This is a genomic window from Oceanobacillus indicireducens, from assembly GCF_014647195.1.
GTDB classification, from domain to species: domain Bacteria; phylum Bacillota; class Bacilli; order Bacillales; family Amphibacillaceae; genus Oceanobacillus; species Oceanobacillus indicireducens.
On sequence record NZ_BMOS01000009.1, the window covers coordinates 1 to 24720 of the forward strand.

General features: G+C 38.4%; 30 protein-coding genes, 1 other RNA gene and 1 pseudogene. 10 read left to right on the top strand and 22 right to left on the bottom strand.

Annotated elements, in window-relative coordinates; translation table 11 throughout:
• Window positions 1-164: 164 nt before the first annotated feature.
• The 3 genes and pseudogenes from IEX94_RS07705 (at window position 165) to IEX94_RS07715 (ending at window position 1798) form a co-directional block, all read left to right on the top strand.
• On the top strand, window positions 165-632 hold the full coding sequence (locus IEX94_RS07705; RefSeq protein ID WP_188856727.1) for a DUF2332 domain-containing protein: 468 nt from the start codon (window positions 165-167) through the stop codon (window positions 630-632).
• Between the two features lie 181 nt (window positions 633-813).
• A pseudogene (locus IEX94_RS07710) lies at window positions 814-1257 on the top strand (GNAT family N-acetyltransferase); the annotation flags it as partial.
• 88 nt (window positions 1258-1345) lie between these two features.
• Window positions 1346-1798 (top strand): GNAT family N-acetyltransferase, encoded by a 453-nt coding sequence (locus IEX94_RS07715; RefSeq protein ID WP_188856729.1) that lies wholly within the window; start codon window positions 1346-1348, stop codon window positions 1796-1798.
• Between the two features lie 218 nt (window positions 1799-2016).
• On the opposite strand, the gene IEX94_RS07720 is transcribed toward IEX94_RS07715, so the two are convergent.
• The 11 genes from IEX94_RS07720 to IEX94_RS07770 form a co-directional block, all read right to left on the bottom strand.
• A complete protein-coding gene (locus IEX94_RS07720; protein ID WP_156855837.1) occupies window positions 2017-2256 on the bottom strand; it encodes a ferredoxin family protein in 240 nt (79 codons plus the stop codon).
• A 107-nt stretch (window positions 2257-2363) separates the two neighbouring features.
• The gene (locus IEX94_RS07725; protein ID WP_156855838.1) at window positions 2364-2567 is read right to left on the bottom strand and encodes a DUF6501 family protein; all 204 of its coding nucleotides are present in this window, start codon (window positions 2565-2567) and stop codon (window positions 2364-2366) included.
• Window positions 2568-2618: 51 nt separating this feature from the next.
• Complete coding sequence (gene msrB / locus IEX94_RS07730; RefSeq protein WP_188856730.1) at window positions 2619-3581, bottom strand: peptide-methionine (R)-S-oxide reductase MsrB; 963 nt, start codon at window positions 3579-3581, stop codon at window positions 2619-2621.
• Between the two features lie 79 nt (window positions 3582-3660).
• Window positions 3661-4140 (bottom strand): VrrA/YqfQ family protein, encoded by a 480-nt coding sequence (vrrA, locus tag IEX94_RS07735; RefSeq protein WP_188856731.1) that lies wholly within the window; start codon window positions 4138-4140, stop codon window positions 3661-3663.
• A 328-nt stretch (window positions 4141-4468) separates the two neighbouring features.
• Window positions 4469-4681, bottom strand: coding sequence for a YozE family protein (locus tag IEX94_RS07740; RefSeq protein WP_156855841.1), 213 nt, complete (start codon window positions 4679-4681; stop codon window positions 4469-4471).
• A gap of 26 nt (window positions 4682-4707) precedes the next feature.
• A complete protein-coding gene (tatC, locus tag IEX94_RS07745) occupies window positions 4708-5472 on the bottom strand; it encodes a twin-arginine translocase subunit TatC (protein ID WP_156855842.1) in 765 nt (254 codons plus the stop codon).
• A gap of 106 nt (window positions 5473-5578) precedes the next feature.
• Window positions 5579-5755 carry a twin-arginine translocase TatA/TatE family subunit gene (tatA, locus tag IEX94_RS07750; RefSeq protein ID WP_156855843.1) on the bottom strand — a complete coding sequence of 59 codons (177 nt, stop codon included), beginning with the start codon at window positions 5753-5755 and terminating at the stop codon, window positions 5579-5581.
• Between the two features lie 15 nt (window positions 5756-5770).
• Window positions 5771-5980, bottom strand: coding sequence for a twin-arginine translocase TatA/TatE family subunit (gene tatA, locus IEX94_RS07755; protein WP_188856732.1), 210 nt, complete (start codon window positions 5978-5980; stop codon window positions 5771-5773).
• 77 nt (window positions 5981-6057) lie between these two features.
• Window positions 6058-6555 (bottom strand): dihydrofolate reductase, encoded by a 498-nt coding sequence (locus tag IEX94_RS07760; RefSeq protein ID WP_188856733.1) that lies wholly within the window; start codon window positions 6553-6555, stop codon window positions 6058-6060.
• A gap of 16 nt (window positions 6556-6571) precedes the next feature.
• Window positions 6572-7528: a thymidylate synthase gene (locus tag IEX94_RS07765; RefSeq protein ID WP_188856734.1), complete on the bottom strand. Its 957-nt coding sequence runs from the start codon at window positions 7526-7528 to the stop codon at window positions 6572-6574.
• 43 nt (window positions 7529-7571) lie between these two features.
• On the bottom strand, window positions 7572-8177 hold the full coding sequence (locus IEX94_RS07770; protein WP_188856735.1) for an HD domain-containing protein: 606 nt from the start codon (window positions 8175-8177) through the stop codon (window positions 7572-7574).
• Window positions 8178-8487: 310 nt separating this feature from the next.
• On the opposite strand from IEX94_RS07770, the gene IEX94_RS07775 reads away from it, so the two are divergent.
• From IEX94_RS07775 to IEX94_RS07790, 4 genes are all read left to right on the top strand, one after another.
• Window positions 8488-8688, top strand: a complete 201-nt coding sequence (locus IEX94_RS07775; protein WP_156855848.1) for a cold-shock protein — start codon at window positions 8488-8490, stop codon at window positions 8686-8688.
• A 301-nt stretch (window positions 8689-8989) separates the two neighbouring features.
• Window positions 8990-9133, top strand: coding sequence for a cytochrome c oxidase subunit 2A (locus IEX94_RS07780; RefSeq protein WP_188856736.1), 144 nt, complete (start codon window positions 8990-8992; stop codon window positions 9131-9133).
• An 18-nt stretch (window positions 9134-9151) separates the two neighbouring features.
• On the top strand, window positions 9152-9655 hold the full coding sequence (locus IEX94_RS07785; RefSeq protein ID WP_156855850.1) for a cupredoxin domain-containing protein: 504 nt from the start codon (window positions 9152-9154) through the stop codon (window positions 9653-9655).
• Between the two features lie 56 nt (window positions 9656-9711).
• Complete coding sequence (locus IEX94_RS07790) at window positions 9712-11361, top strand: b(o/a)3-type cytochrome-c oxidase subunit 1 (protein WP_188856814.1); 1650 nt, start codon at window positions 9712-9714, stop codon at window positions 11359-11361.
• A gap of 129 nt (window positions 11362-11490) precedes the next feature.
• Here the strand turns inward: IEX94_RS07790 and IEX94_RS07795 are convergent, their stop codons facing one another.
• The 5 genes from IEX94_RS07795 to IEX94_RS07815 all read right to left on the bottom strand — a co-directional run bounded on the left by IEX94_RS07795 (window position 11491) and on the right by IEX94_RS07815 (window position 15531).
• On the bottom strand, window positions 11491-12990 hold the full coding sequence (locus IEX94_RS07795) for a carboxypeptidase M32 (RefSeq protein WP_373290809.1): 1500 nt from the start codon (window positions 12988-12990) through the stop codon (window positions 11491-11493).
• Complete coding sequence (locus tag IEX94_RS07800; RefSeq protein ID WP_188856738.1) at window positions 12991-14127, bottom strand: THUMP domain-containing class I SAM-dependent RNA methyltransferase; 1137 nt, start codon at window positions 14125-14127, stop codon at window positions 12991-12993.
• A 127-nt stretch (window positions 14128-14254) separates the two neighbouring features.
• Window positions 14255-14630: RNase P RNA component class B (gene rnpB / locus IEX94_RS07805), an RNA gene on the bottom strand.
• A 68-nt stretch (window positions 14631-14698) separates the two neighbouring features.
• Window positions 14699-15013 carry a cell division regulator GpsB gene (gene gpsB, locus IEX94_RS07810; protein WP_188856739.1) on the bottom strand — a complete coding sequence of 105 codons (315 nt, stop codon included), beginning with the start codon at window positions 15011-15013 and terminating at the stop codon, window positions 14699-14701.
• A 332-nt stretch (window positions 15014-15345) separates the two neighbouring features.
• Complete coding sequence (locus IEX94_RS07815) at window positions 15346-15531, bottom strand: hypothetical protein (RefSeq protein ID WP_188856740.1); 186 nt, start codon at window positions 15529-15531, stop codon at window positions 15346-15348.
• A gap of 106 nt (window positions 15532-15637) precedes the next feature.
• On the opposite strand from IEX94_RS07815, the gene IEX94_RS07820 reads away from it, so the two are divergent.
• On the top strand, window positions 15638-16180 hold the full coding sequence (locus IEX94_RS07820; protein WP_188856741.1) for a DUF8453 domain-containing protein: 543 nt from the start codon (window positions 15638-15640) through the stop codon (window positions 16178-16180).
• A 386-nt stretch (window positions 16181-16566) separates the two neighbouring features.
• Here the strand turns inward: IEX94_RS07820 and cdd are convergent, their stop codons facing one another.
• Genes cdd through IEX94_RS07835 form a run of 3 tightly spaced genes read right to left on the bottom strand, consistent with a single transcriptional unit; the run spans window position 16567 to window position 17600 of the window.
• Window positions 16567-16965 carry a cytidine deaminase gene (gene cdd / locus IEX94_RS07825; RefSeq protein WP_156855854.1) on the bottom strand — a complete coding sequence of 133 codons (399 nt, stop codon included), beginning with the start codon at window positions 16963-16965 and terminating at the stop codon, window positions 16567-16569.
• A gap of 12 nt (window positions 16966-16977) precedes the next feature.
• The gene (locus IEX94_RS07830) at window positions 16978-17343 is read right to left on the bottom strand and encodes a YppE family protein (RefSeq protein WP_156855855.1); all 366 of its coding nucleotides are present in this window, start codon (window positions 17341-17343) and stop codon (window positions 16978-16980) included.
• 44 nt (window positions 17344-17387) lie between these two features.
• A complete protein-coding gene (locus IEX94_RS07835) occupies window positions 17388-17600 on the bottom strand; it encodes a hypothetical protein (RefSeq protein ID WP_156855856.1) in 213 nt (70 codons plus the stop codon).
• Between the two features lie 305 nt (window positions 17601-17905).
• On the opposite strand from IEX94_RS07835, the gene recU reads away from it, so the two are divergent.
• Together recU and IEX94_RS07845 are read left to right on the top strand one after the other, a co-directional pair.
• Window positions 17906-18502, top strand: coding sequence for a Holliday junction resolvase RecU (gene recU, locus IEX94_RS07840; protein ID WP_156855857.1), 597 nt, complete (start codon window positions 17906-17908; stop codon window positions 18500-18502).
• Between the two features lie 26 nt (window positions 18503-18528).
• Window positions 18529-21291: a PBP1A family penicillin-binding protein gene (locus tag IEX94_RS07845; RefSeq protein WP_188856742.1), complete on the top strand. Its 2763-nt coding sequence runs from the start codon at window positions 18529-18531 to the stop codon at window positions 21289-21291.
• A 60-nt stretch (window positions 21292-21351) separates the two neighbouring features.
• Here IEX94_RS07845 and nth read toward each other — a convergent pair whose 3' ends face one another.
• From nth to asnS, 3 genes are all read right to left on the bottom strand, one after another.
• Window positions 21352-22017, bottom strand: a complete 666-nt coding sequence (gene nth / locus IEX94_RS07850; protein WP_156855859.1) for an endonuclease III — start codon at window positions 22015-22017, stop codon at window positions 21352-21354.
• 4 nt (window positions 22018-22021) lie between these two features.
• On the bottom strand, window positions 22022-22708 hold the full coding sequence (locus tag IEX94_RS07855; protein WP_156855860.1) for a DnaD domain-containing protein: 687 nt from the start codon (window positions 22706-22708) through the stop codon (window positions 22022-22024).
• Window positions 22709-23426: 718 nt separating this feature from the next.
• Window positions 23427-24719 carry an asparagine--tRNA ligase gene (asnS, locus tag IEX94_RS07860; protein WP_188856743.1) on the bottom strand — a complete coding sequence of 431 codons (1293 nt, stop codon included), beginning with the start codon at window positions 24717-24719 and terminating at the stop codon, window positions 23427-23429.
• Window position 24720 lies beyond the last annotated feature (1 nt).

The following is a 24720-nucleotide window of genomic DNA, read 5'->3' on the forward strand; positions in this document are numbered from 1 at the left end:
TTATATAGTGGTTTCACATAAAGTGTTGCATTTAATATTGCAATTTAGGAAAACTATTTTTTTATCCATAATCAAAGAATGTGCTAGAATTACTCAATCCCTTATAGATTCCTTATAATTAAATATTAGACTTTAGGTATCAGCAAAAAGGAGCATGATATCTAATGTCTGAATATGTCTCTACTAGAATCGGCTTTGATTTAAATACAATTGATCTAAATGATGAGGAAGAGAAATTGTGGCTTAAATCCTTAATATGGCCCGAGCATAGAGAGAGGTTGTTTATGTTTGAAGAAGCTGCAGGTTACATGAAGGAAGATCCAGTACGCTTGGTGGATGGAGATGGAATAAGTTTATTATCTAAATATGTTGAAGAGGTTCCGGAAGACAATGTGATTTGCATTTTTCATACTCACGTAGCTAACCAAATGCCCAAAAAAAAGCATGACCAATTGTTGCAAACCGTTGAAACTATTGGTGAGAAGAGAGATGTATTCCATATCTACAATAACATTCAAGATAAATACTTACATCTAGATTATTATTTGGATGGTGTTGAGTATCGAAATACGATTGCGAAAACCGATGGGCACGGTAGGTGGTTTGAATGGTTATTGAAAAATGAAATGTAGTAGAAATTTAGAATTCGACGTCCTTATAACGTGCTTATATAACGAACAAATAAAGTTATGAATGAGAAAATCATCGGGGTTATACACTTTATAACGAACAAAAGGGATATAAAGCTAAATATATGAAAAGTAAACGGGGGGTGGTTAAAGTGAAAATACTAGAAACGAAGAGACTGTATTTAAGGTACTTTCTGACCCTAAATCGATGCAACACTACCCAGAGGCATTTAGCAAAGACAAGGTGGGAAAATGGATTCAATGGAATATTGATAACTATAATAAATATAACCATGGATTATGGGCTGTAATCTTAAAAGGTGGAGAAAATTTCATTGGAGATCGTGGAATTACCATGCAAATAATTGAAAAAGAAACAGTACCTGAGCTTGGATTTCATATTATAAAGGACTATTGGAATAAAGGATATGCAACAGAAGCCGCACTTGCATGTAAGGAGTATGCGTTTAGGGTATTAAATTATCCCAAGCTTTTTTCGTATACTACAGTTCAAAATATTCCCTCGCAAAGGGTAGCGGAAAAAATAGGGATGCAGAAATATAAGGTATTTGAAAAAAATGGAGAAAAACAAATTGCTCAAGTAGCCGTTAATACTTTGAATCAGTAAATTTGCTCAAATAGGATATTTAAATGCATGTAGCATCTATCTAAGATATTCATGCAAACTGTTCGGCATTTAAATGGGAGATGAACATATGAATATTAATTCTATATCAATTAGAAAAATGAAACATACTGATTATGAGGTAATGGCTCAATGGCTAAGTACAAAAGAGGTTTTAGAGTTCTATGGGGATTCGAATTCTCCATTTACATTGCAACAAGTTAAGAATAAATATGAACCAAGAGTGAATGGTGACATACCTGTAATTCCTTATATCGTTGAGTTAGACAATACTCCCATTGGTTTTATGCAACAATATAAATTAAATGAGGAAAAACAAAAAGAATTTGGATATCCTAAACATTCAACTGTTTATGGAATTGATCAAGATGTAGATATGATTATTTTAGACCCTGCTGTTTCCAATGTTAGGGCAATAAGGTGTTATGAAAAATGCGGATTCAGAAAGATTAAAAAAATTATTAACAATGATAAATTATTTAAATATAACTTTAATGTCGTATCAGAGAAACAAGGGGAATAGATATTAGTTTTACTTCATATCTTTTTTCCTCCTCTAGTTAACATAATATAAATTATGAGAAGCTACATTAAAAACAGCATTTAATATCTCAATAACAAAGTATACTCTTGATAGTGAGATATTTTAACAAAAACTACGAAATGTATTTAAATCAAAAAACCATGCAAATGATATGCACGGCTTTTTTGTGTAAAACGATTTAAATACAATTGTTTTTCTTATCTGTCCTCATAGAACTGGCGATTGAGTGTAATATACTCAGATTCTGATTCTGGAACTTCATCCTCAATGAAAATCGCTTCCACCGGACAAACCGCTTCACAGGCTCCACAATCTATACAAATATCTGGATCGATATAAAACATATCTTCGCCTTCTTCAATACAATCAACTGGACAAACTTCAACACATTCGCCAGCTTTCTCAGTTTTACATGGTGATGTAATTACAAATGCCAAATCGAACGCCTCCTTTAGCAGCTAAGTTTTACCACGTTAATTATACATGAACCCTTGCTAACGAACAAAGATTATTAGAGTTTAAACAACTCTAGGCCGTTTTGAAATTAAATTTCTTTAAAATAATCCTTTAAAAATCCACCAACTCGGTTGCTATTGTCAATAATGAAGTAAAACTCGTCTGTTTCATTGATTACATCATAAACTTTTCCCGCGGTTAATTTATTATGGACAACGAATTTTGCTGCATTTGTATGAACGCACTCAATTTGTTTAATTGCTGCTCTTTTTTCCCAATCTAAATGAATCATATTCTACTCCTTCTTAGTTTACATAATAAAGTTATCGTAAATTTGTGGTTTTTACTCATTAAATAAATGTAAATACTGACCGTATCCTTCTTCTTTCATCTTCTCTTTAGGTATAAAACGCATTGCTGCGGAATTAATACAATATCGTAATCCGCCTGCCTCAACCGGCCCATCTTCAAAGACATGTCCTAAATGGGAATCAGCAGAGCCGCTTCTCACTTCCGTACGGATCATGCCATGGGATGTATCCATATTTTCTTTTATTTCATGTCGGTCAATCGGTCGTGTAAAGCTTGGCCAACCGCAATTTGCATCGTACTGATCTTTCGACGAGAATAACGGTTTTCCGGATATGATGTCTACATATATTCCATCTTTAAAATTATTCCAGTACTCATTTTTAAATGGCAACTCCGTACCATTTTCCTGAGTTACATGATACTGTAATGGTGTTAATTTTTTCTTTAATTCCTCTTTGTCATACGTTTCTTTCCAATTGTTATTAATAAAATCTTCTCTTCCTGAACCTTTTTTGTATAACCGATAGTGGAACGACTGTTTCTTATAATAATTCTGGTGTTCTTCTTCTGCCGGATAGAACGTCTTAGCTGGAAGTATCTTTGTTACAATCGGTTTGGAGAATTTCCCACTTGCCTCAAGCGCCTGTTTTGATTCTTCCGCAATCGCCCTTTGTTCTTCGTTGTGATAGAAGATTGCTGTTTGATATGATTCCCCTCTATCATTGAATTGTCCACCTAGATCAGTCGGGTCAATCTGTTGCCAGTACGTTTCTACAAGTTCTTTGTATGGCATCAATGCAGGGTCAAATGTAATTTCAACTGCTTCGACATGCCCTGTTGTATTGGAACATACTTGTTCATAGGTAGGGTTTTCCACATGACCACCTGTATATCCTGAAACGACACGTTCAATACCCGGGCGGCTGTCAAAGGGTTCAACCATGCACCAAAAACAGCCGCCGGCAAACGTAGCTTTTTCTAAAGAATTAGACATGAATTATTCCTCCAGTGCTCTAGTGATAATATCTATTTTTCCGTTTTTTTATTTAAAATGCAAGTATACTGCATATTTTTCATATATAAAGCTTTGGAGTTGATAAACCAGTTCTCTTTTCCACTTTCTTCTCTACCTTTTCCGTTGCTATATCTTTTTCTTTTTCATTTCCTTTTTCTTCACCTGTACCCTCTGCTTCCTTTTTTTCCTCCCCTTTCTCCTCTTCGGGGTCATCGATATTTTTAAAGGCTTTTACCATCCGATACATGGCTGGTAGATTTTTTAACATTGGCCCGTACTCCTTAATAATTGGTGTCGTTGTTTCTACGACTCTTAAAACCTGCTGTATATTATTCAGTATACCCGAAAAACCACTAATACCTTTACTGATTTGAGGATTATTTAATAAATTTCCCGAAGTTAGTTTCTGCAAGCTTACTGGAAAACGGCTGCGTCGCACTGGAGGTTGTGGGGGATTTCCAAACAAAAAGGAATTCATTCCTTGAGGTGGTTGTTGCCTATAATGGTAATTCAGGTTTCTTTGTCTTGGTCCGAGCATCTTCTCACCCCTGCCTTCTATTGCTTACTTTTATAATGTACGTAACACCTGATGAAAAAGTGTAGGCAATATATTATTTCCCGGGCAAGCGCAGGAATCAGCATAAAATTGCATGTTTGCAGTGTTTTCTTCGTTTTCTTTGACGAATCCTGTCAAATAAATTTCAAACAAACGTTTGATTTAATATATTCTGTCCATCCACACCTGTTTTTACCATTGAGCGCAAACGAATCAAAAAAGAGGATGGAACTGTTCTGCACCTTCCTCTTCCGTTCCCTTACAAAAAATTGCATTAAAAAATGAGGCTGATCATTCCCTAGCCTCATTTTTATCTATTATGATATAAATCCCATACTTCATCAAACGTGCGAAGTGCGCCTGGAAATGGACTATTCCACTCCAGGTAATCACTTATTTCATTGTAATCATCCGAATGCTTTGGGAAATCGTGCTCTCGAAAAACCCACTCGGCCAACTTACATTTGTCATCGGGAACTTTCATCCCGCGGAAAGTCATCAAATGCTGATAAAATGTCTTCAAGAAAACACCTCAATCTATTCTTCTCATCAGGTTGATGAATCATTTTGGTTCATAAATTCCTCATGTTTTTTTAACTTTCTCTTATACACTATCTTAGATAACTGCACGCCTATTTCGTAAAGAAGAATTAATGGGACGGCTACAACGAGCTGTAAAACAAAGTCAGGAGGTGTGATTAACACTCCAATTATGATCAAGCCGAAATATGCATATTTTCTATTTTTAATCATGAAGTCTGGAGTAAGTATGCCTAGACTCGTTAAAAACATAACAATAATCGGTAATTCGAACAGTAAAGCAAATGGTACTGTAACTCGAAATAGGAATGAAAAATAGCGATCGACTGTAAACATAATATTAAACATTCCGTCGTTCAACGATAACAGGAATGGCATGATCAGTTCTACGAAAACAAAATAGCCAAAGATGAGTCCACCAATAAATAAAAGAAATACTACCGGTATATAACCAATTGTCGCTTTTCTTTCGTGTGGAAGTAAACCAGGCTTAACAAAGGCCCAAATTTGATACGTAAGAAGTGGAATGGTTCCAACAATCGCAACCAGCCCTGCCATGGAGAAATAAATCCAAATAATTTCTGTTGGACTAATTGCCGTTAATTCCAAGTCTATATCGTTAACAAAAAACCAATAAATATCTCTAATGTAAATAAATCCGACAATGAAGAAACCGATAAAGAAAAGCGCGGTAACGATTAATCGGTTACGCAGTTCAGAAAGATGGTCAACGAGATTCATCTCTTTTTCTTCAATTTGACCTTTTTTAGCCATTTAAGAAACACCCCTAATCGAAAAAACACATAAAAGAAGATGTAAGGTAAAATAGAAACTTACATCTTCTTTTATCCGAAATTATTTTTTGAATTGGAATAATGTATTACTGTTTATTATTCTCTTCATCTTCAGTTTCAGTTAATCCCTTTGTTGCATTCTTAAATTCTTTCAGTGAATGCCCAAAAGCTTTACCAATTTCCGGAAGTTTATTTGGGCCAAATACAATAAGAGCAACAATTAAAATTAATATTAATCCAGGGATTCCGATATTACTTAGCATGTTCCTTCACCCCATTTATCTGGACTTGGTGTCATCATTCACAATGGATTTAACTTCTTTTATTTCATCTGTAACACCGCTAGTTAAATCATTTGTGGACTTCTTAAATTCCCGTAACGTATCACCAGCAGCCTTACCAATTTGTGGAAGTTTATCTGGTCCGAAAACAATAAGAGCAACAATCAGAATAAGAATTAATCCTGGAAACCCTATATTTGCCAGCATGTTTATCATCTCCGTTTTAAGTATAAGTCTATGATGCTAACCATTAGTATATAGCATTAGAAGAATCTGTACAAGTTCTATTCCTTATTCTTCCGTTCATAAACAAGATAATAATAATCATAAGGGTTCTTTTCATCTTTCTTCCCTTTTGTTTTCTCGGTTAATTCCCATTCATCTAAGGAAATGGATGGGAAGAACGTATCTCCTGCAAAATCTTCATCAATCCATGTAATGTATAACCGGTCAGCAAAAGGAAGTACTTGCTTAAAAATATCTCCTCCACCAATCACAAAATATTCTTCTTGCGGATTGTCATCATTCCATGTTTTGATTGGTTCCAAGTCATGGATCACTTCGACTTCTTCTGGAAATTCATAGTTCCCTCTTGTAATGACAACATGCTTCCGTTTCGGTAAGATGCGTCCAATCGATTCAAATGTTTTTCTCCCCATAATGATCGTGTGACCTGTCGTTGTTTCTTTGAAATAACGTAGATCATCCGGCAAATGCCAAGGTAAATCATTGTCGGACCCAATGACATGATTACGGTCCATTGCTACGAGTAAGGAAATCATCGTTAACTCCCCCTTTCTATACAGCAATCGGAGCTCTAATAGCTGGATGCGGATTATAGTCAATTAATTCAAAATCGGATAGTTCAAAATCAAATACCGATTGCTTGTCCGTATTCAATTTCAATTTCGGTAACGGACGTACCTCCCTTTTGAGTTGAATCTTCACTTGTTCCAGATGGTTGGAATAAATATGAGCATCTCCAATCGTATGGACGAATTCTCCTACTTCCAAATCGCATTCATGGGCAATCAAATGCGTCAAGAGCGCATAACTAGCGATATTAAATGGTACACCTAGGAATGTGTCTCCACTGCGCTGGTATAATTGGCACGACAATTTGCCATCTGCTACATAAAACTGGAATAGTGTGTGACATGGTGGTAAGGCCATGAATGGAATGTCTTCCGGGTTCCATGCGGACACGATATGTCTGCGTGAATCGGGATTATTGCGGATCGAGTCAATGACATCCTTCAGCTGGTCAATCGCTTCTCCTGATTTTGTTTCCCAGTGACGCCACTGCTTACCGTAGACAAATCCTAAATCACCGTATTTACTTGCAAACGCATCGTCGGTTAAAATTTTTTCCTTGAAAGTTTCCATTTGTTTTTTGTATTCTAAATTAAAGGCCTCATCCTGTAAACTACGATGACCGAAATCCGTCATATCCGGTCCATCATAATCGTCACTCTCCACCCACTTTTCAAAAGCCCATTCATTCCAAATATTATTATTGTTTTCTAAAAGGTAACGGATATTCGTATCCCCTTTAATAAACCAAAGCAGCTCAGAAGCAATCAAATTAAAGTTTACTTTCTTCGTTGTAAGTAATGGAAAGCCTTCACTTAAATCAAAGCGCATTTGGTGACCGAAAACAGAGTATGTACCTGTTCCCGTCCGGTCCGCTTTCTTATTTCCATTTTCTAAAATTAAACGGCATAAATCCAGATATGCCTGTTCTCCTTGTACCATGTCGATACCCTCCCATTGTTAATATTCCCCTTCTTTCTCCCATCTATTTATCTGTTCCCCACTCTTTATGAAACTGCTCTAGAAATAAAAGCATCCAGCGATGGCGTTCCATTGCAATCTGTTTTGCGTAAGAAGTATGGAGCTTATCTTTTATTTTCAATAATTTATCATAAAAATGTTGGATGGAAGTATGCGGATTGCCCTGTTTATAGATCAATTGATTGTTCGCTCCACCATACTGGAAAGTCCGTGCAATCCCAATTGCTCCGATAGCGTCCAGCCGGTCAGCATCTTGTACAATCTTCCCAGTCCAAGTAGCAGGTGTTTTTCCCTCTTTAAAAGAAATAGTTGAAATAACATGATTGATATCATGTTTCGCTTGATTATGGATGGAGATATGATCTAAAAATATATTCATTTCATCAATCGCTTGGTCTGGGTCTGAGAAGAGTTTACGGTCCCCAACATCATGAAGCCATCCGGCAGCCTCACATAAGAAAGGGTCACGGCCTTCTTCTTTTGCGATTTTCTTTGCCATTAAAGCAACACGTCGCATATGTTCATAATCATGTCCTGTTGGATCATCATGGAATAACTGATATGTAAATTCACGAATTTCGTTTAATTGCTGCTGTTGGATTTCGTCCATCCTCTGTCCCCCCTTTTTCTATATTACTTTATTTTGTATAGGAATGCATTTGATTCATTCGTTTTTCCGACAAACTAATATTTAAAAAGATTCAGAAAAAAATACTGTAAATTTCTTGACTAGTCTAATTAAATGAGTTATCATAGGTTCAACAAAGCAGAAGTACGGATTCATTAAACACAAGACAGCTTCCAAAGAAGTGGGTGTAATTGTAATCCTACTCTCTAGAAAGCTGTCTCTTTTAATGTTTTTTGGCCTCTACTTTGTATTATAACCACGTTTTACGTGCAAGGTTTTAGGAGGAGTTTACATGCAAAACGGAGTAGTAAAATGGTTCAACGCAGAAAAAGGGTTTGGATTTATTCAGCTGGAAGAAGGAAATGACGTCTTCGTACATTATTCAGCAATCCAAGAAGAAGGTTTCAAAACGTTAGAGGAAGGTCAAGAAGTTTCCTTTGAAATCGTTGAAGGCGAACGCGGCCCGCAAGCAGCTAACGTAACAAAATTATAAAAAATTCCTAAGCAGTATTCGTAACAGAATACTGCTTTTTTTGTTTTCCGGAATCCTGAAAATCCTCAGGATTCTTTTTTATCCTCCCTTTTTAGACTTTTCTAAATTCGAGTAGTCTATTAGCTAAACTTCACACAACGTTCAAATACTTTTATAACTAAAAGGTTAGTAAAATCGTTATTTCAAAGAGTATGCGAAGTATTGAACATATTGTGAAAAGTATCTGGAAGGGATAAATTCTATTTTCATTTTGTGTATGATGAAAATAGCAGCACATCAAACTTCTAGGAGGGGTGAAGGAATGAATACTGAAAAGAGAAAGCAGTTGAAATCCAGTCAAGAAAGTGAACCAAATCTAAAAGGAACGCTTATCTCCGTTTCTGTTTTAGGAGTTGTTATCTTAGTAACTTGGTTTGGAGTATTGATGCTATACCTTTCCAGATAAAAAAAGGGAGTGATACAGATGCATTTACACAAGTATGAAAAGTATTGGCTTGGGCTTGGGATAATTGGCCTTATCGCATTCTTATTAATTTTAGGTTTCGGAGCCTTTTATCTAGGGACACACCCACAAAGCCATGGTGAGTTGATTGATCCTGAAAATTTGGAGATGAATGAAGCTTTCCATGAAGAAAATCTTGGCTTGACCAAGGTCGATGAAGGCAGATACGTGTTAAATGTGGTTGCCTCTGCTTTCAATTATAATCTCGGTACAGATGAATCAGGCGCACCGATAAGTCATATCGAAATACCTGCTGGTTCGAAAGTGCTCGTCCAGGCTACGAGTCCAGATGTCGTTCACGGTCTAAATTTCGCTGGAACGAATATCAACATGATGGTTGAGCCCGGTTATGTAAGTGCTTTGGAAGTACAGCTTGATAACCCAGGAGAATACACACTCGTATGTAATGAGTACTGTGGTGTCGGTCATCATATGATGTTTGGGACAATGGAGGTCGTTGAGTAATGGAAACAGCAACAGCACCAGCTAAACAATCTAACGTTTTCCGTAATAAAGGAACAATGGAGCTTCGTTTATCGAAAAATGAACGCAGACTTGTCATGTCCTATATGTATGTTGCATTTATTTCCTTATTTATTGGTGGATTAATGGGATTATTACAAGTACTTGTCCGTTCCGGTAACTTTGAATTGCCTTGGGGAATTAATTATTACACGATCCTAACTGTTCATGGCGTTATTCTAGGCCTAGTACTTACAACTTTTTTCATTATTGGTTTCCAAAATGCCCTAATGGGTAAAACAGTAGGATATTCTAAGAAACAATTGAACTGGGCTTGGATTGGCTTTGCCGTCATGACAATTGGTATGATTATAGCTGCAATCACCATCTTAGTAGGTAAAGCTAACGTACTTTATACCTTCTATGCTCCACTGCAAGCGCATCCTGCATTTTATATTGGGATCACACTTGTAGTTGTCGGCAGTTGGATTAACGCATTCGTCAATTTCCGTCAGTTCTATATGTGGAAGAAAAAACATCCAGATGAAAAATCACCACTGCTTGCCTTTATGGTTGTCATTAATATGCTTATGTGGTTGATTGCAACACTTGGAGTTGCTACAGCAATGCTCGTTCAATTTATACCTTGGTCACTTGGTTATAAGAACACAATTAATGTATTACTAAGCCGTACCTTATTCTGGTATTTCGGTCACCCGCTTGTTTATTTTTGGTTATTGCCAGCATATATGGCTTGGTATGCAATTATTCCGAAGATTATCGGAGGGAAAATTTTCAGTGATACACTAGCAAGATTTTCATTTATTCTATTCTTGTTCTTCTCTATCCCAGTTGGTCTGCACCATCAGCTGACAGAACCAGGACTGGACTCAACATGGAAGTTTATTCAAGTCATCTTGACATTTATGGTTGTCATCCCAAGCTTGATGACTGCCTTTTCCATGTTTGCGACGTTTGAAATTACGGGTCGTAAAAAAGGATACGGGGGATTGTTCGGCTGGCTCAAACATTTGCCATGGAGTGATGTAAGATTCCTCGCACCATTTATCGGAATGCTCGCATTTATCCCGGGTGGAGCCGGTGGAATTGTTAATGCTTCTTATCAAATAAACACACTTGTTCATAATACGATTTGGGTTACAGGACATTTCCATTTAACAGCAGCAACGACAGTAGTGTTAACATTTTTCGGGATTGCTTATTGGCTCATCCCCCACTTGACGGGACGTAAGTTAACAAAATCAGTGAACCGTCTCGGAATTATTCAAACGATCCTTTGGACAGTCGGAATGCTGATTATGTCAATATCTATGCATATCCAAGGTTTAATTGGTGGACCGCGTCGTTCCGCCTACTCCGATTACGGGGGGACGGCACAGGCTACAGAATGGGGAGCTTATCAGATGGCTCAAGCAGTCGGTGGTACGATTCTTTTCATTGCAATCGTATTAATGGTATACATTTTCGTTAAAATGATTTTCTTCTCTCCAAAAGGTGAAGAAGAATTCCCGATTGCTCAGGAAGAAGACAATGCAGAGCCAACGCCAAGATGGACAGAGAACTGGAAGTTGTGGATTGCCATTACGCTTGTATTGATTCTCTTTGCATATACAGTTCCGATAATGGATGTCATTCAAAATGCACCTCCAGGATCAGCACCATTCGATTGGCCAATTGGAAATAGCTAATCAACATAAGAGGACAAAGATTCATTAAACGAATCTTTGTCCTTTTTTGCAGCTCTAGTAATAATTCCGAGTTATGCTTGACTTTTCGTTCACAATTTAATACAACGCTCGTGATAGTTTCCCATGCAATTAGAAATTATATATCCGGCTGTATTTTTCTGTTAGGTAATTAACTAAATGTGTCGGGTTTAAAGATTCATTGGTGATGTCCTGTAGCAGCTCCAAGGGCTTTTTCATTTTGCCATATTGATGAATATTTTCTTTCAGCCAATTCGTAATCGGAGACAAATCGCCAGACTGCACAATTGAATCTACATCCATCTGCTGATTCAACGTATTGTAAAATTGCGCAGCATACATATACCCTAAAGCATAAGACGGGAAATAGCCGAAATCTCCACTCGACCAATGGATATCTTGTAACACCCCTTCTCCATCATTCGCGGGCTCAATACCAAGATAATCAACCATTTTCTCATTCCATAAGACAGGAAGATCTTTCACTTCGATTTCTCCATTAATCAACGCTTTCTCCAGTTCATAACGAACCATAATATGGAGTGCATACGTAAGCTCATCTGCTTCAATTCTGATTAATGTCGGTTTTACTTCATTGATCGCTCGGTAAAATTCATCAACATCCAACTCTTTGAAAAAATCCGGGGCGAAGGATTTAAACTTCTCATAGTTCGCCTTCCAAAATCCATCACTTCTGCCGATCAAGTTTTCCCAGAATAATGATTGCGACTCGTGAATGCCCATGGATGTTCCAGTGGCAAGTGGTGTGTGGGCAAACTGTGGATGGATATTTTGCTCGTATAAAGCATGACCACCTTCGTGAATAATTCCAAACACTGCCATGCGGAAATCATTTTCGTCGTATCTCGTTGTAATCCGAACATCGTGCAGATTTAATGTAATTTCAAACGGATGAATCGTATCATCTAATCTTCCCGCTTCAAAGTCATAGTTCATCTGCTTTAATACATCAATTGCAAAGTTACGTTGTTGTTCTTTCGGAAAATAACCAAGTACAATGGACGAATCAACATTCGCCTTACTATTATTCACTTTTTCCCGTAACTGAGTTAAGGATTCACGTAGTGCTGGGAATACTTCATCGAGCGTTTTTACGGTCATGCCTGGCTCATATTGGTCTAATAGAGCATCATAAATATGGCCTTCGTATCCCCAATAATTCGCGAACCTTTTATTGAATTCCACTAACTTTTCCAAATAGGGCTGGAATAATTGGAAATCAGCTTTCTCCCTGGCTTCTTGCCATGCTGCTTCAGCTTGTCCTTGTAAAGTGACATATTCCTTGTACTCAGCTTGAGGAATCTTATGGTTCCGTTCATAATCCAATTCACATTCTTCAACTGCTTTTTGAATGACTTCATCATCCGTCTTGTTCTTTAGTTCGTCAATGAATTGTTTCATTTTATCAGATGTCTGCATCTCATGAACTTTAGCAGAAAGAATTCCAATTGCTTTTGAACGGGATTCAACACCTTTTTTTGGTATTTTCGTCCGTAAATCCCAATGGGCGAGTGAAATTAATTCATGATAAGCATCAATTTCTTGTAAGTATGCCAGAAAATCTTTTTCCAAATTGCTTTTAGTCATCATTTATTCCCCCTTTACTTTTTTACCAAAATATTGATAATAATTCGTTTGGATAAAACCGTTGAATAACTTCCTCTTCTTCGTTGCCTGCTGACCATATTGTTTTTCAAATGCCTCAAATGCTGTAATGATATAGACACTCCAGGATGGATAGTTCCTCATCACTTGACCAAGGTCATTATACATCTGAATGACTTCATCCCGCTCATTTAGCCGTTCACCATACGGCGGGTTACTTACCAAATATCCATTTTCCTTCTGTATAGACAGATCTGCTACTTGCATTTGTTTCCATGTTACAAGATCGCTTAGCCCCGCTTCAATTGCGTTTTCACTTGCTGCTTGGATCATCTTATGACTGATGTCAGAACCTGTTATATCTAAAGGCTGATCATAGTTGGCAAGATCTTCAGCTTCTATTAAAGCTTCATCCCAAAACTTGCTTCTAATCCATGACCATTTTTCTGAAACAAATTCCCGGTTAAAACCTGGTGCGATATTCTGTCCGATAAGGGCTGCCTCAATTGGAATGGTTCCCGAGCCACAGAACGGATCGATAAACGGCTCATCCGGCTTCCAGTTCGTTAATAAAACGAGTGCTGCAGCAAGTGTTTCTTTTAAGGGAGCTTCCCCTTGTCCAACCCGATAACCGCGTTTATGAAGACCTGCTCCAGAAGTGTCTAATGTTAATGTCGCCACATCATTCAACAGGGAAATTTCTACTTTAAATAATGCTCCTGTTTCCGGCATTTTAGAGACCATGCCATATTTCAATTTCAATCGCTCTGCAATTGCTTTCTTCACGATTGCTTGACAGTCTGGAACACTATATAACGTTGATTTAACGGATTTGCCGCTTACAGGAAATTGTCCATCCTCTGCAATATAATTCTCCCAATTTAATGCCTTCGTTCCCTCGAATAATTCATCAAATGTTTTGGCTTCAAATTCACCTACAATAATTTTCACACGGTCTGCTGTACGCAACCATAAATTACAGCGCGGGATTGCAGAAATAGGAGCTTCAAAGATCACTTTTCCATTATCTACTTCTACTTCATAGCCTAATTGCTTAACTTCCATTGCGACAATTGATTCAAGTCCCATCGCTGCTGTTGCAAGTAATTTCACCTTTTGCATACATGATAATTCCCTTCATTTACAGATTATTTTTAGTGTACCATATCAAAGTAAATAAAAAACCTATTTCAGCTACATTTTGTAACTAAAATAGGTTTTATCATTTTTTATGGAAGACCGTTGAATACTCGATAAGCCATGTTCTGTCCCGCTGTACTGCAAACGGCGGTCTTTAACCTCGTACATTGGGTGTAATCATCTATCTACAGACAAATGTCTGTCCCTCTTTCGGTTCAATTCCCTAATCAAGAGTGCCCCTACCAAAGTTTGGGTTGCTCACTCGTGGGGTTTACCTCGTTCCACCTGAATTGTTTCCAATCCAGCTCCGTCTCTGTGGCACTTTCAAGGAGTGTCTTCCTTATCGTTAGACTTAGGAATTTCTCCTGCCGTTAACCAAATTGGCTACCTTGACTTATCGTTTCGTCAAGCACGAACACTACAAGCATCTCAGCCTGTGTGAGCATGGACTTTCCTCTGCGCAAACGCAGCGATTACATGAGTACTCAACTACCTGCTTACTTTATTTTAGCATAAGATCATCAGAAAGACAATGCACGGCAGTACTTACCAACTATTCCTCAGAGTTGGAGACTTTCTTGCCAAAAACTGCTTTTTCAAGATTGGACAAGCGTTTTAACACATCATAATTCACTTGTGTATTCTGTTGCGGAGCTCGTGTTCTCGTATGCTGTTGTTCCGCAGAAGATTTCTTTAGTCGATCATTTTCTTGTTGCAATCGCTGGATTTCTTGTTGAAACGCGTCATAATCTTGAATGACAACATCTAAAAATTCATCTACTTCCTTTTGGCTGTAACCACGGAACTCTGCTTTAAAATCTTTTTCATAAATATCTTTCGCATTTAATTGGATTTGATCGAAACTCATCTCTATCACCTCTTATTTTACGATTTTCCAGTTTCAATTATATGATATTGTTTGGTTATAGATTCATTACATTATATATCATAACACATTCGCTTATCAATGGTTATTATTTAAGCGAATGAAGTCAGGATGTATCAATGTTTCTAAGGTTTTAATATTTATGTGGTTTTTAAACAAATGTATCTAAATGTAACTATTTGGGGGAGGTTTGGGGGCACTTTTGGGGGAGATTTAAAACTACAATCATGGGCATATGCTGTTTTTTTATATAAATTATGGGGGCTGCTGAAAAGCAAGCAAGCCCCCATTTTAATTTACTCTTAAAAATTAAATTACAAGTTACTTTTCTTTTTCCTTTTATGGTTGTCTATTATTACTTCCGCTAGTGCTTTATAGGCTTCATCTATTTCTTCTTGTGTTGGAGGTTCAGTTGGAACCATTAAATTTATCACACCGTGCTTTCCTTTAAGTTCAACCAGTTCATAATCATCTCTAGTTCTTCCTTTTGATAATGGCATATAACCCCTCCCTTAATATGTTTCATTCGACAATAAGTAACCAAAATCCTGTACTAAATCCTATCCACTGATATAATCTATTTAGATTGACTAGGGAGGGTTAAAGTTGACTACATCTGAATTAATTCAATTATCAGCTACGATAGTTGGTATTATCACATCAATAACTGCAGTAATAATTTCAATAGTTTCTTTAAAGCAAACCCAGAAATCTATTGAAGAAGCTAACAGGCCTTATGTTGTTGTGTATAGAGACTATATACAAGTATTAGGAAATGTTCAAGAGTATTTCATTATCAAAAACTTTGGAAAAACGGGGGCTATAATCGATTCACTTGATTTTGATCCTGTTTATAAAGAGTCTATTAGAGGGAAGGACATCTTCCCAAATATAACTAGCACATTCATAGCACCAGGGCAGTCTATTTCTACAGTTGTTTCTCATAACGCATTCCAGGGAGAAAGAGAAGGAGTAATCCAGGTTACAGTTCAATACCACTCTGGTAAAAAGCACTACAGTGAAGTAATAACACTAAACGAGGATCTTATTAATGATTTAGCATTTTCAAAAACAAATCCATCTAAAAATACAACGGTTCAAACTATTATAGCAAAAGCGACTCAGGAGATATTGAGAAGACGCTTATAGGCATTTAGAATGAATATTTATTTTGCTTTAAAAAATCGAAATTAAGGAAGAGAAAAGTAATGAAATTCACTTGGGGGAGGTTTTGGGGGGACTTTTAAAGGTTATTATTAAATGGGTGTGTAGTCAAGTTGGGTCAATGCTTATAGATATTAATGCTTTTCCACAAAATTGAACCAGGCAGAAGAGTAAAATAAGAAATATATTTGGCTTCAGTGATAATCAGTGTAAAGTACAAGAAAATATATGGCGGTGAAGAATAATTGAGTGAAGATGTATTGCATGAAATAAAGTATGCGTAACTAAAAACACACCAAGTTAAATTTTATTATGGTGTGTTTTTTAATAGTAATAACAAAGTGATTTACTAGATTAATATTATTTTATTATTAAGCGTCCAAATCAGTCGGAGTAAACGAAAATGGCAACAACTTCTCCATCGTAAATGTCTTAATATCCTGATTTAGATTGGTGAGATGGATTTCCATATCTTGCGAGAAAAATTCGCTCATCACTTGTCTGCAAGAACCGCATGGTGGTACGGGACGGTTCGTGTCTGCTGCAACAGCCATTTCTTCAAATTCTGTTTCCCCATTCGATATTGCTTTGAATATTGCTACTCGCTCCGCACATAAACTGACCGGGTAAGCTGCATTTTCAATATTGCAGCCTGTATAAACTTTCCCTGATTTCGTCCGTACTGCCGCTCCCACTGCAAATTTCGAATATGGCACATACGCGTTTTCCATACTATCAATCGCTTGTTGAACTAATGATTGTTGATACATAATTCTCCCCCATTATTTGTTAGTATTTTCTAATTCCTGAAGTAATTGGTCAAAGATATAGAGAATAGATTTATACAGTTCCATATACCGCTTCGGCCGGGCATCTATAAAGTAGCTATGCATAAGCAGCAGCTCCATATTCTCTCTTGTAGATACGACCTGGTGCGGGTGAACGTTCACTTTCCTTTGCTTCACTATTTCTAGTGTTGCTTCTTCCCATTGTTCAAGCAGTTCATATACCGGATCTGTCTCTCCCTTTACCATTTGAAAGAAGTCCCTGTTCCGGCGATTTTTAGGTGGAGCAGTATTTTCAAATCTTTCTTTAAGACGGATGAGATGCTCTCTTAACTTAGCTGTTTGTTCTCTAACCATTAACATGACTGACCACCTTGTGTGTAAATAATGAAAGTCTAATTCTCTTTCTATCTATATTGTAATAAACTTCCGATCGTAGTTTCAACTTTTTCCATCTCTTGTTGTTGCTTTTGAAATAACTTCCAGATTTCATGATCAGTTCTATTCTTTATTATAACATCTATTTGTTCGAGTTGCTCTGCTATTTCCATTAAGAGTTTTTCTGTGTCCTGCTTCTTAATTCCGTCAGCTACATATAGTTGTTGCAATGCAAATGACATTAGTATCTCCTCCCTTTCCCTTTAGTCATTCGCGCTAGGAAGTTTAGTCTCCTGCCCCGTCGACAAAACTAGAAGTAATCAGTCAAAACTAGTTGTTTTTCTCAAGCAAAGTGGTAAAATATTCACTTCAATTCCGTTTTTCTAACTCACAATTTCATGGTATGATTTCTGTGTATATTTACCGAAAAACGTCTCCTAAATATGTCTCTTTATCATTTTTGTTATATAATGAATATGTACGGTTACTTCCAGACGTTTAATGTAGTGAGGGAGGATTATCGGTTTAGTCAGTAGGAGGAGAAATAATGAACTATCCAAATGGGCGGAAAAGGCGTCCATTGCAAAGGGTAAATAGAGAGATAAAAAATCATAAATATAGTAATCGGGGAATGTCGCTGGAGGAAGACATAAACACGACAAATGAATATTATCTTGCACATAATCAGGCTGTTGTGCATAAAAAACCAACCCCTGTTCAAGTCGTACGGGTGCATTATCCACAGCGAAGTGCAGCTGTCATAACAGAAGCTTATTATAAACAGGCATCCACGACAGATTATAATGGATTGTATCGTGGCAAATATATTGATTTCGAAGCAAAAGAAACAAAGAATAAAACACGATTTCCATTAGCTAATATTCATGAACATCAAATTGCTCATATGGAGCAGATCATTAATCACGGGGGAATAAGTTTTATTATTATCCGCTTTTCAAGCTATAATGAAACATATTTACTTGAAACAGAGAAACTTCTGCCCTTTTGGTACGATCTATTTAAAAGAGGGAAAAAATCAATTTCTTATGAAACAATCCGAGATGAAGCTCATCTCATCCCTTTAAAATTTCAAGCAAGAGTGGACTATTTGTCTGTGATTGACAAGCTTTATTTCACAAAATAATAGTTCAAATGATGGAGGTTTTACTTATGACAGATAAGATGTCGCGATCGGCAAGAAGAAATAAGAAAACAACGAAAAAGAAAACATCGGGAAAACGACCCATATGGAAGACAATTCTCTTTACGATTCTCTTTATTGGATTGGCAGCGGGAATTGTCGGTGGAGCAGTTGGGATATATTGGATAGCTACTGCACCGGATCTCGATCCTGACAAATTGAATGTTCCCCTATCTTCTACATTAAATGATAAATACGGGGAACCCTTTACCACGTTGGAATTAGAGAATCGGGAACAGGTCAAATATGAAGATTTACCTCAAGTACTAATTGACGCTGTAGTTGCTACAGAAGATGCTCGTTTCTTTGAACATAAGGGAATTGATTTACGAAGACTGGGCGGCGCTATTGTCGCTAACATTACGGATGGGTTCGGCTCGCAAGGTGCAAGTACAATTACCCATCAGGTAGTAGAGAACTTTTTCTTATCCAATGAAAAGCAAATTAAATTAAAGGTGCAGGAACAGTGGCTCGCACTGCAACTTGAAAGAAAATATTCTAAAGAAGAAATTTTAGAAATGTATTTAAATAAAATTTTCTACGGAAATAATTCGTATGGCGTTGTAGCAGCAGCGAAATCCTATTTCGGTGTGGAGGATTTAAATGATCTAACCTTGGCACAAGCGGCGATTTTAGCTGGATTACCACAGCGGCCTACTGCATATAACCCATTCCGTGATCCAGAGCTTACAGCTTACCGGATGAATACGGTGCTTGATCTAATGGTACGCCATGGCAAGGTCACAGAAGAAGAAGCAGACGAGGCACGTGAAGTTGATATTGTCGCAATGCTCGCAGAACCTGAGGAAAGCTCTACGAAATACGGTGCGTTTATCGATAAAGTGGCCGATGAAATCAGTGAGAAATTAGAAGGCATCAATATTTATACAGATGGTTTAAAAATCAATACAACGCTTGATACAAATGCCCAGGAACGGGTTGAACTTCTATTAACAGATACGGAAGCTAACCCGCTGAATTATGGTAGTGATAATGTACAAGGTGCGATTGTTGTTACCGATACGAAAACAGGTGCTATACAAGCAATTGGCGGACGTCGTAATAGTACGGGCAGTCAAGAATTGAACTATGCGATAGATAAAAGGCCTAATTTGCAACCTGGTTCCACGATTAAACCAATCATGTCTTACGGACCGGCAATAGAGTATGAAAAGATTTCTACGTATCACCAAATCAATGACGATGCGCCATACCAAGGACCGGGAATGGAAAAACCGATTAACAATATCACCCGTACTTACTCTGGTTGGGTTAGCGCTCGGACAGCATTAAGTCAATCCCTGAATGTTCCTGCGGTGAAACTTTTTGAAGAAGTAGGTGCAGACCGGGCGAAGAGTTTTGGTGAGCAGCTTGGACTGGATATGCCAGATGACCTTTATGCTTCCGATGCTATCGGCGGTGGTAGTTTAACTGTTACGCCGCTGGAAATGGCAAGTGCCTTCAGTGTGTTTGGTAACGGAGGAGTTTATACAGAACCATATGCTGTAGAATCAGTTGAATTCCCAGACGGAAGCACGGTTGAGCTTCGGCCGGATTCAGAACCAGCTATTGAAGACTACACGGCTTACATGATCACGGATATGCTGAAAACTGTCTTTACGGACGGAACATGGGCGTCTGGTAGCATGGGCGGTTTACCGGTGGCTGGTAAGACAGGAACAACGAACGTCGATGACGGTTCAGCGGGAGACCGCTGGTTTGTAGGATATACGACCAACTACACTGTATCTACTTGGGTTGGTGAGAATATTGTAGATGGAAAACGAGTAGGACTTCCAGATTCGGTGGATTGGACGATCGCCCAGCAAATGTTCCGGGAAACGATGCTCCATGTGTCGGAAGGTATTGATACAGCCGATTTCCAACAACCAGATTCTGTTGTGAAATTAGCGATCGAACGTGGAACAAATCCACCAGAGCTCGCAAGTGATCACACACCTGCCGCTCAAAAGGTTACCGAGCTATTCGTTCGGGGGTCTGAACCGACAACAACATCGGAAAAATTTGATCAGCTTGATGCAGTTAGCGGACTGAATGCAACCTATAATGAAGATGATCATTCAATCCACGTGGAATGGGATTATGACACGGATAGTGATGTCTCCTTTGCAGTGAGTGCAAGTGTTGATGGTGGCTCCATACAGGAATTAGCGACAACAGAGGATATGTCCTTAGATATATCGGAAGTAGAAGCTGGGGCAAAATACACGATACAAGTCGTAGCGATTAGCAACGAAAATAATTCCATAACAAGTGAGCCTGCATCCACATCGATTACGGTACCAGGTGGAGATGAGGAGGAAGAGGAAGAAGAAAATATACCTCCAGTCTCTGGTCTAAGCGCAACGTACATGGAAGACCAAGGAATAATCGATGTTTCATGGAATTATGATGGTCCTCCCGCTGCTTTTGAAGTTACTGTCAACGGTGGACAAACGCAAACCGTACAGTCTCAAGGTATTGAGATAAGTGGTACATTCTCCCCTGGAGAAACCTATTCAATCAGTGTAACTCCAATTGGGCAAGAAGGTGACGTACGCGGCGATAGTCAATCAACATCTGTCAGCATACCACAAGCAGAAGAGCCAGAAGAACCAGAGGAAGAACCAGTAGAAGAGGCACCAGAACCAGAAGAAGATGAGGATGATGGTGAAGAAGCACCACCTGAAGAGGATGAAACTCCCGATGAGGAAGAACCATCCGACGAATAACAAGAAAGCAAAGAAGGAAAAAAGGAAAGCTTATCTGTCGCTATACAGATAAGCTTTCCTTTATTTTTTGCTCTCTATTTCAAGCTTTCGCATCCGTTTTTTCCCTTCTCGACAAAGATCAAGAAGTGGGCATTCCGGACAATTTGGATTTCTCGCTTTACAGTGGTACCTTCCAAAAAAGATTAATCGGTGATGCGTCTCTGACCATTCTTCCCGCGGTATTTTCCGCATCAAGGTCTCTTCTACTTCCAGTACAGAATCCTTCCAGCGGCATATCCCTAATCGCTTGGACACCCGTTCCACATGAGTATCAACCGCGATCGCCGGCTCATTAAAAGCGATGGAAGCAACGACATTCGCTGTCTTTCTGCCGACCCCTGCCAGCTTCATGAGCTCTTCCTTTGTTTCAGGAACCTTCCCTCCATGTTTATCGATCAAAACGTGGCAAAGTTTTTGGATGTTCTTTGCTTTTGTACGGTAAAGCCCGATTGAACGAATATCCTGCTGAAGTTCTTCCAGTGGTACCGCGATATAATCTTCAGGTGTTTTATATTTCTTAAATAAGTCTGCCGTAACTTTATTCACTAGTTTATCCGTGCATTGTGCGGATAACACAACAGCAATCAATAATTCAAATGGATTTGAATGGACGAGCTCGCCCTCCGCATCAGGGAACATTTCTGCAATCGTATCTAATACATGTCTAATCTCTTTTAAATTCAGCATCTAACTAGTCTTCCCCTTCCAGCCAGTTATAGTAGATTGATGTGTCTCTTTTTGCCGTTTGCGCAGGTTGCTGCTGATTTACTTGCTGATGACTGTGAAACTTCCTGCTTGTATTTCTTGCTTGCTCGACGGAATGGATTCCCTTCTTCTTCCATTCTCGCAAGATACGGTCAATATATTTAAAGTTTAATTTACCCATAAGTACTGATTCTCTAAGCCCTGCCTTAATTAGCGCCGGGCTGATCTTGTCTTCATCCAACCACGTATTAATCATTTCGATTTCAAATGGAGAAATCGGCCGACCGAACTCCTGTTCAAACAAAATAAAAATCGTCCCTGTCGTGTTTTCTTCTTGTTCTTTTTCTTCACTATAAAGTTTTTCGAGTAACGGCTGGACAGAGTAGGCTTCTGAAATTTGACCTTGCTCATTTTCCCTTGGCTCAATCGTTAATAAATCCTTTTGAATAAGCTTCATTAAAATGTCGGAGCAATGTTTCTCACTAATTGTCAATGGTTCAGCCAGTTCAGCGGGGGTTGGGAAATTGTTCTTCTCTTTGAAAAAATAAATAAGTTGTAGAACAAGCACAAGCTCGGTTTCATTTAAACCAAGCTTCGTGTAGTTTGTCAGCAATCTGCCGGGGATATGTAATTGATCGTGTAATATTTCTTCCAGTGGATTTGTTTCAAACATGTTAGGTACCTCCTTATTAGAAAACTTAGTTGTCACCAAGCATTTCGGTGACAACCTCAGTTTCACTTATGCAGTAAGAAAAGATTTATACTTATCCTTCTGCCAAGTAAACATGCGAATTCCGATTCTTGATTACTCAACTTCGCAGACTTAAACAACCAAGTATTCTTTTTGCTTCTTTTTTTAAAGCTTAACATATCTTCTTATTGCTTTCATACAGCGTAAGTGTCTTGCTCTTTCAGTTTTTTTTGCGTTCTGATTACCGTTCAGTTTCCCGGCGGACGGATGCTTTCCACGGGCACGGCCTCAGCCTCCTCGGAAGAAAACCGCTTCCTGCTCAGGTCTGGACACGTGCTTTTCCCGTAGGAGTCACCGTCCGCCGGGCAACTGAACTAGTAGAGAACGTTATTATTAATGGAAACTATCGCATTGTAATGAGCTATTTATTTCTAAATGAAAAATAGTGTTCCAAATTAGGTTTACCCTCGGAGCAGTCCAGACACCTCGAGACTCCTGCAGGAGGAAAGGCATAGGTGAGACCCCACAGGGCGACAGCCCGAGGAGGCTCACCAGCCGCCTGCGGAAAGCGAGAGGTGTCTGGACTGCGAACCTCCAGGTAAGAGTTGCACTTACGCTGTATGAAATCAGTAGTTTAGGTTAAGTTAATCAATTATAAATCCCTTGCTTTAAGCTGCAAGGGATTTATAATCACATTTATTTATGGATGCAATCTATTCAACAGACGCGGGAATGGAATCGTTTCGCGAATATGTTCGACACCCGTAAGCCATGCTACAGTACGTTCAAGACCGAGACCGAATCCAGAGTGTGGAATGCTTCCATATTTCCGCAGTTCCAAATACCACTCATAGGCTGGACCGGTTAATCCGTGTTCCTCATAGCGCTGTTTCATCAAGTCGTAATCATGAATGCGTTCTGAGCCGCCAATCACTTCTCCGTATCCTTCTGGCGCGATTAAATCAGCACATAGAACTACATCATCCCGATCCGGATGCGGCTGCATATAAAATGCTTTAATGTCTTTCGGATAGTTCACGATAAAAACAGGGTTATCGAAGCTATCGGCAATTGCTGTTTCATGTGGGGCACCGAAGTCGTCTCCCCATTCAATATCATCGAATCCTTTTTCTTTCAACAATTCAATAGCTTCATCATATGTGATTCTTGGGAATGGCGCTTGTATCTTCTCAAGTTTGGATATATCCCTCTCTAACACGTCTAACTCTAGTTTACAGTTCTTCAATACAGATTGAATAAGGAACATGACATAATTTTCTTGTATAACGAGGCTCTCTTCATGTTCGATAAATGCCATTTCTGGTTCAATCATCCAGAATTCAATCAAATGTCTTCGGGTTTTAGACTTTTCAGCACGGAATGTCGGTCCGAATGAGAATACCTTTCCTAGCGCCATCGCGGCTGCTTCCATATAAAGCTGTCCACTCTGGGATAAATAAGCTTCTTCATCAAAGTATTTCGTATGGAATAATTCAGTTGTCCCTTCAGCTGAAGATGCTGTCAGAATTGGTGGATCGACTTTAACAAATCCTTGATTATTGAAAAATTCATACGTTGCCCGAATGATTTCATTACGAACTTTCATGATTGCATGCTGCTTTTTCGAACGTAACCATAAATGGCGATGGTCCATTAGAAATTCGGTTCCATGCTCTTTCGGCGTAATTGGATAATCTTCTGCTTCATGGATCACTTCAAGATTGGTTACATGCATTTCATAACCGAAAGCAGAACGTTTATCTTCCACAATTTTTCCTGTAATATAAATCGATGTTTCCTGTGTTAGATTTTTCGCTGTTTGGAAAACTTCTTCCTCTATATCATTTTTTGCTACAACTGCTTGCATAAAACCGGTTCCGTCACGTAATTGCAGGAAGGCAATCTTCCCACTGGAACGTTTATTTGCAAGCCAAGCTCCTATTGTTACTTCTTTTTCATTATAATCAGGTGCTTGAGAAATCGTAATCTTCATC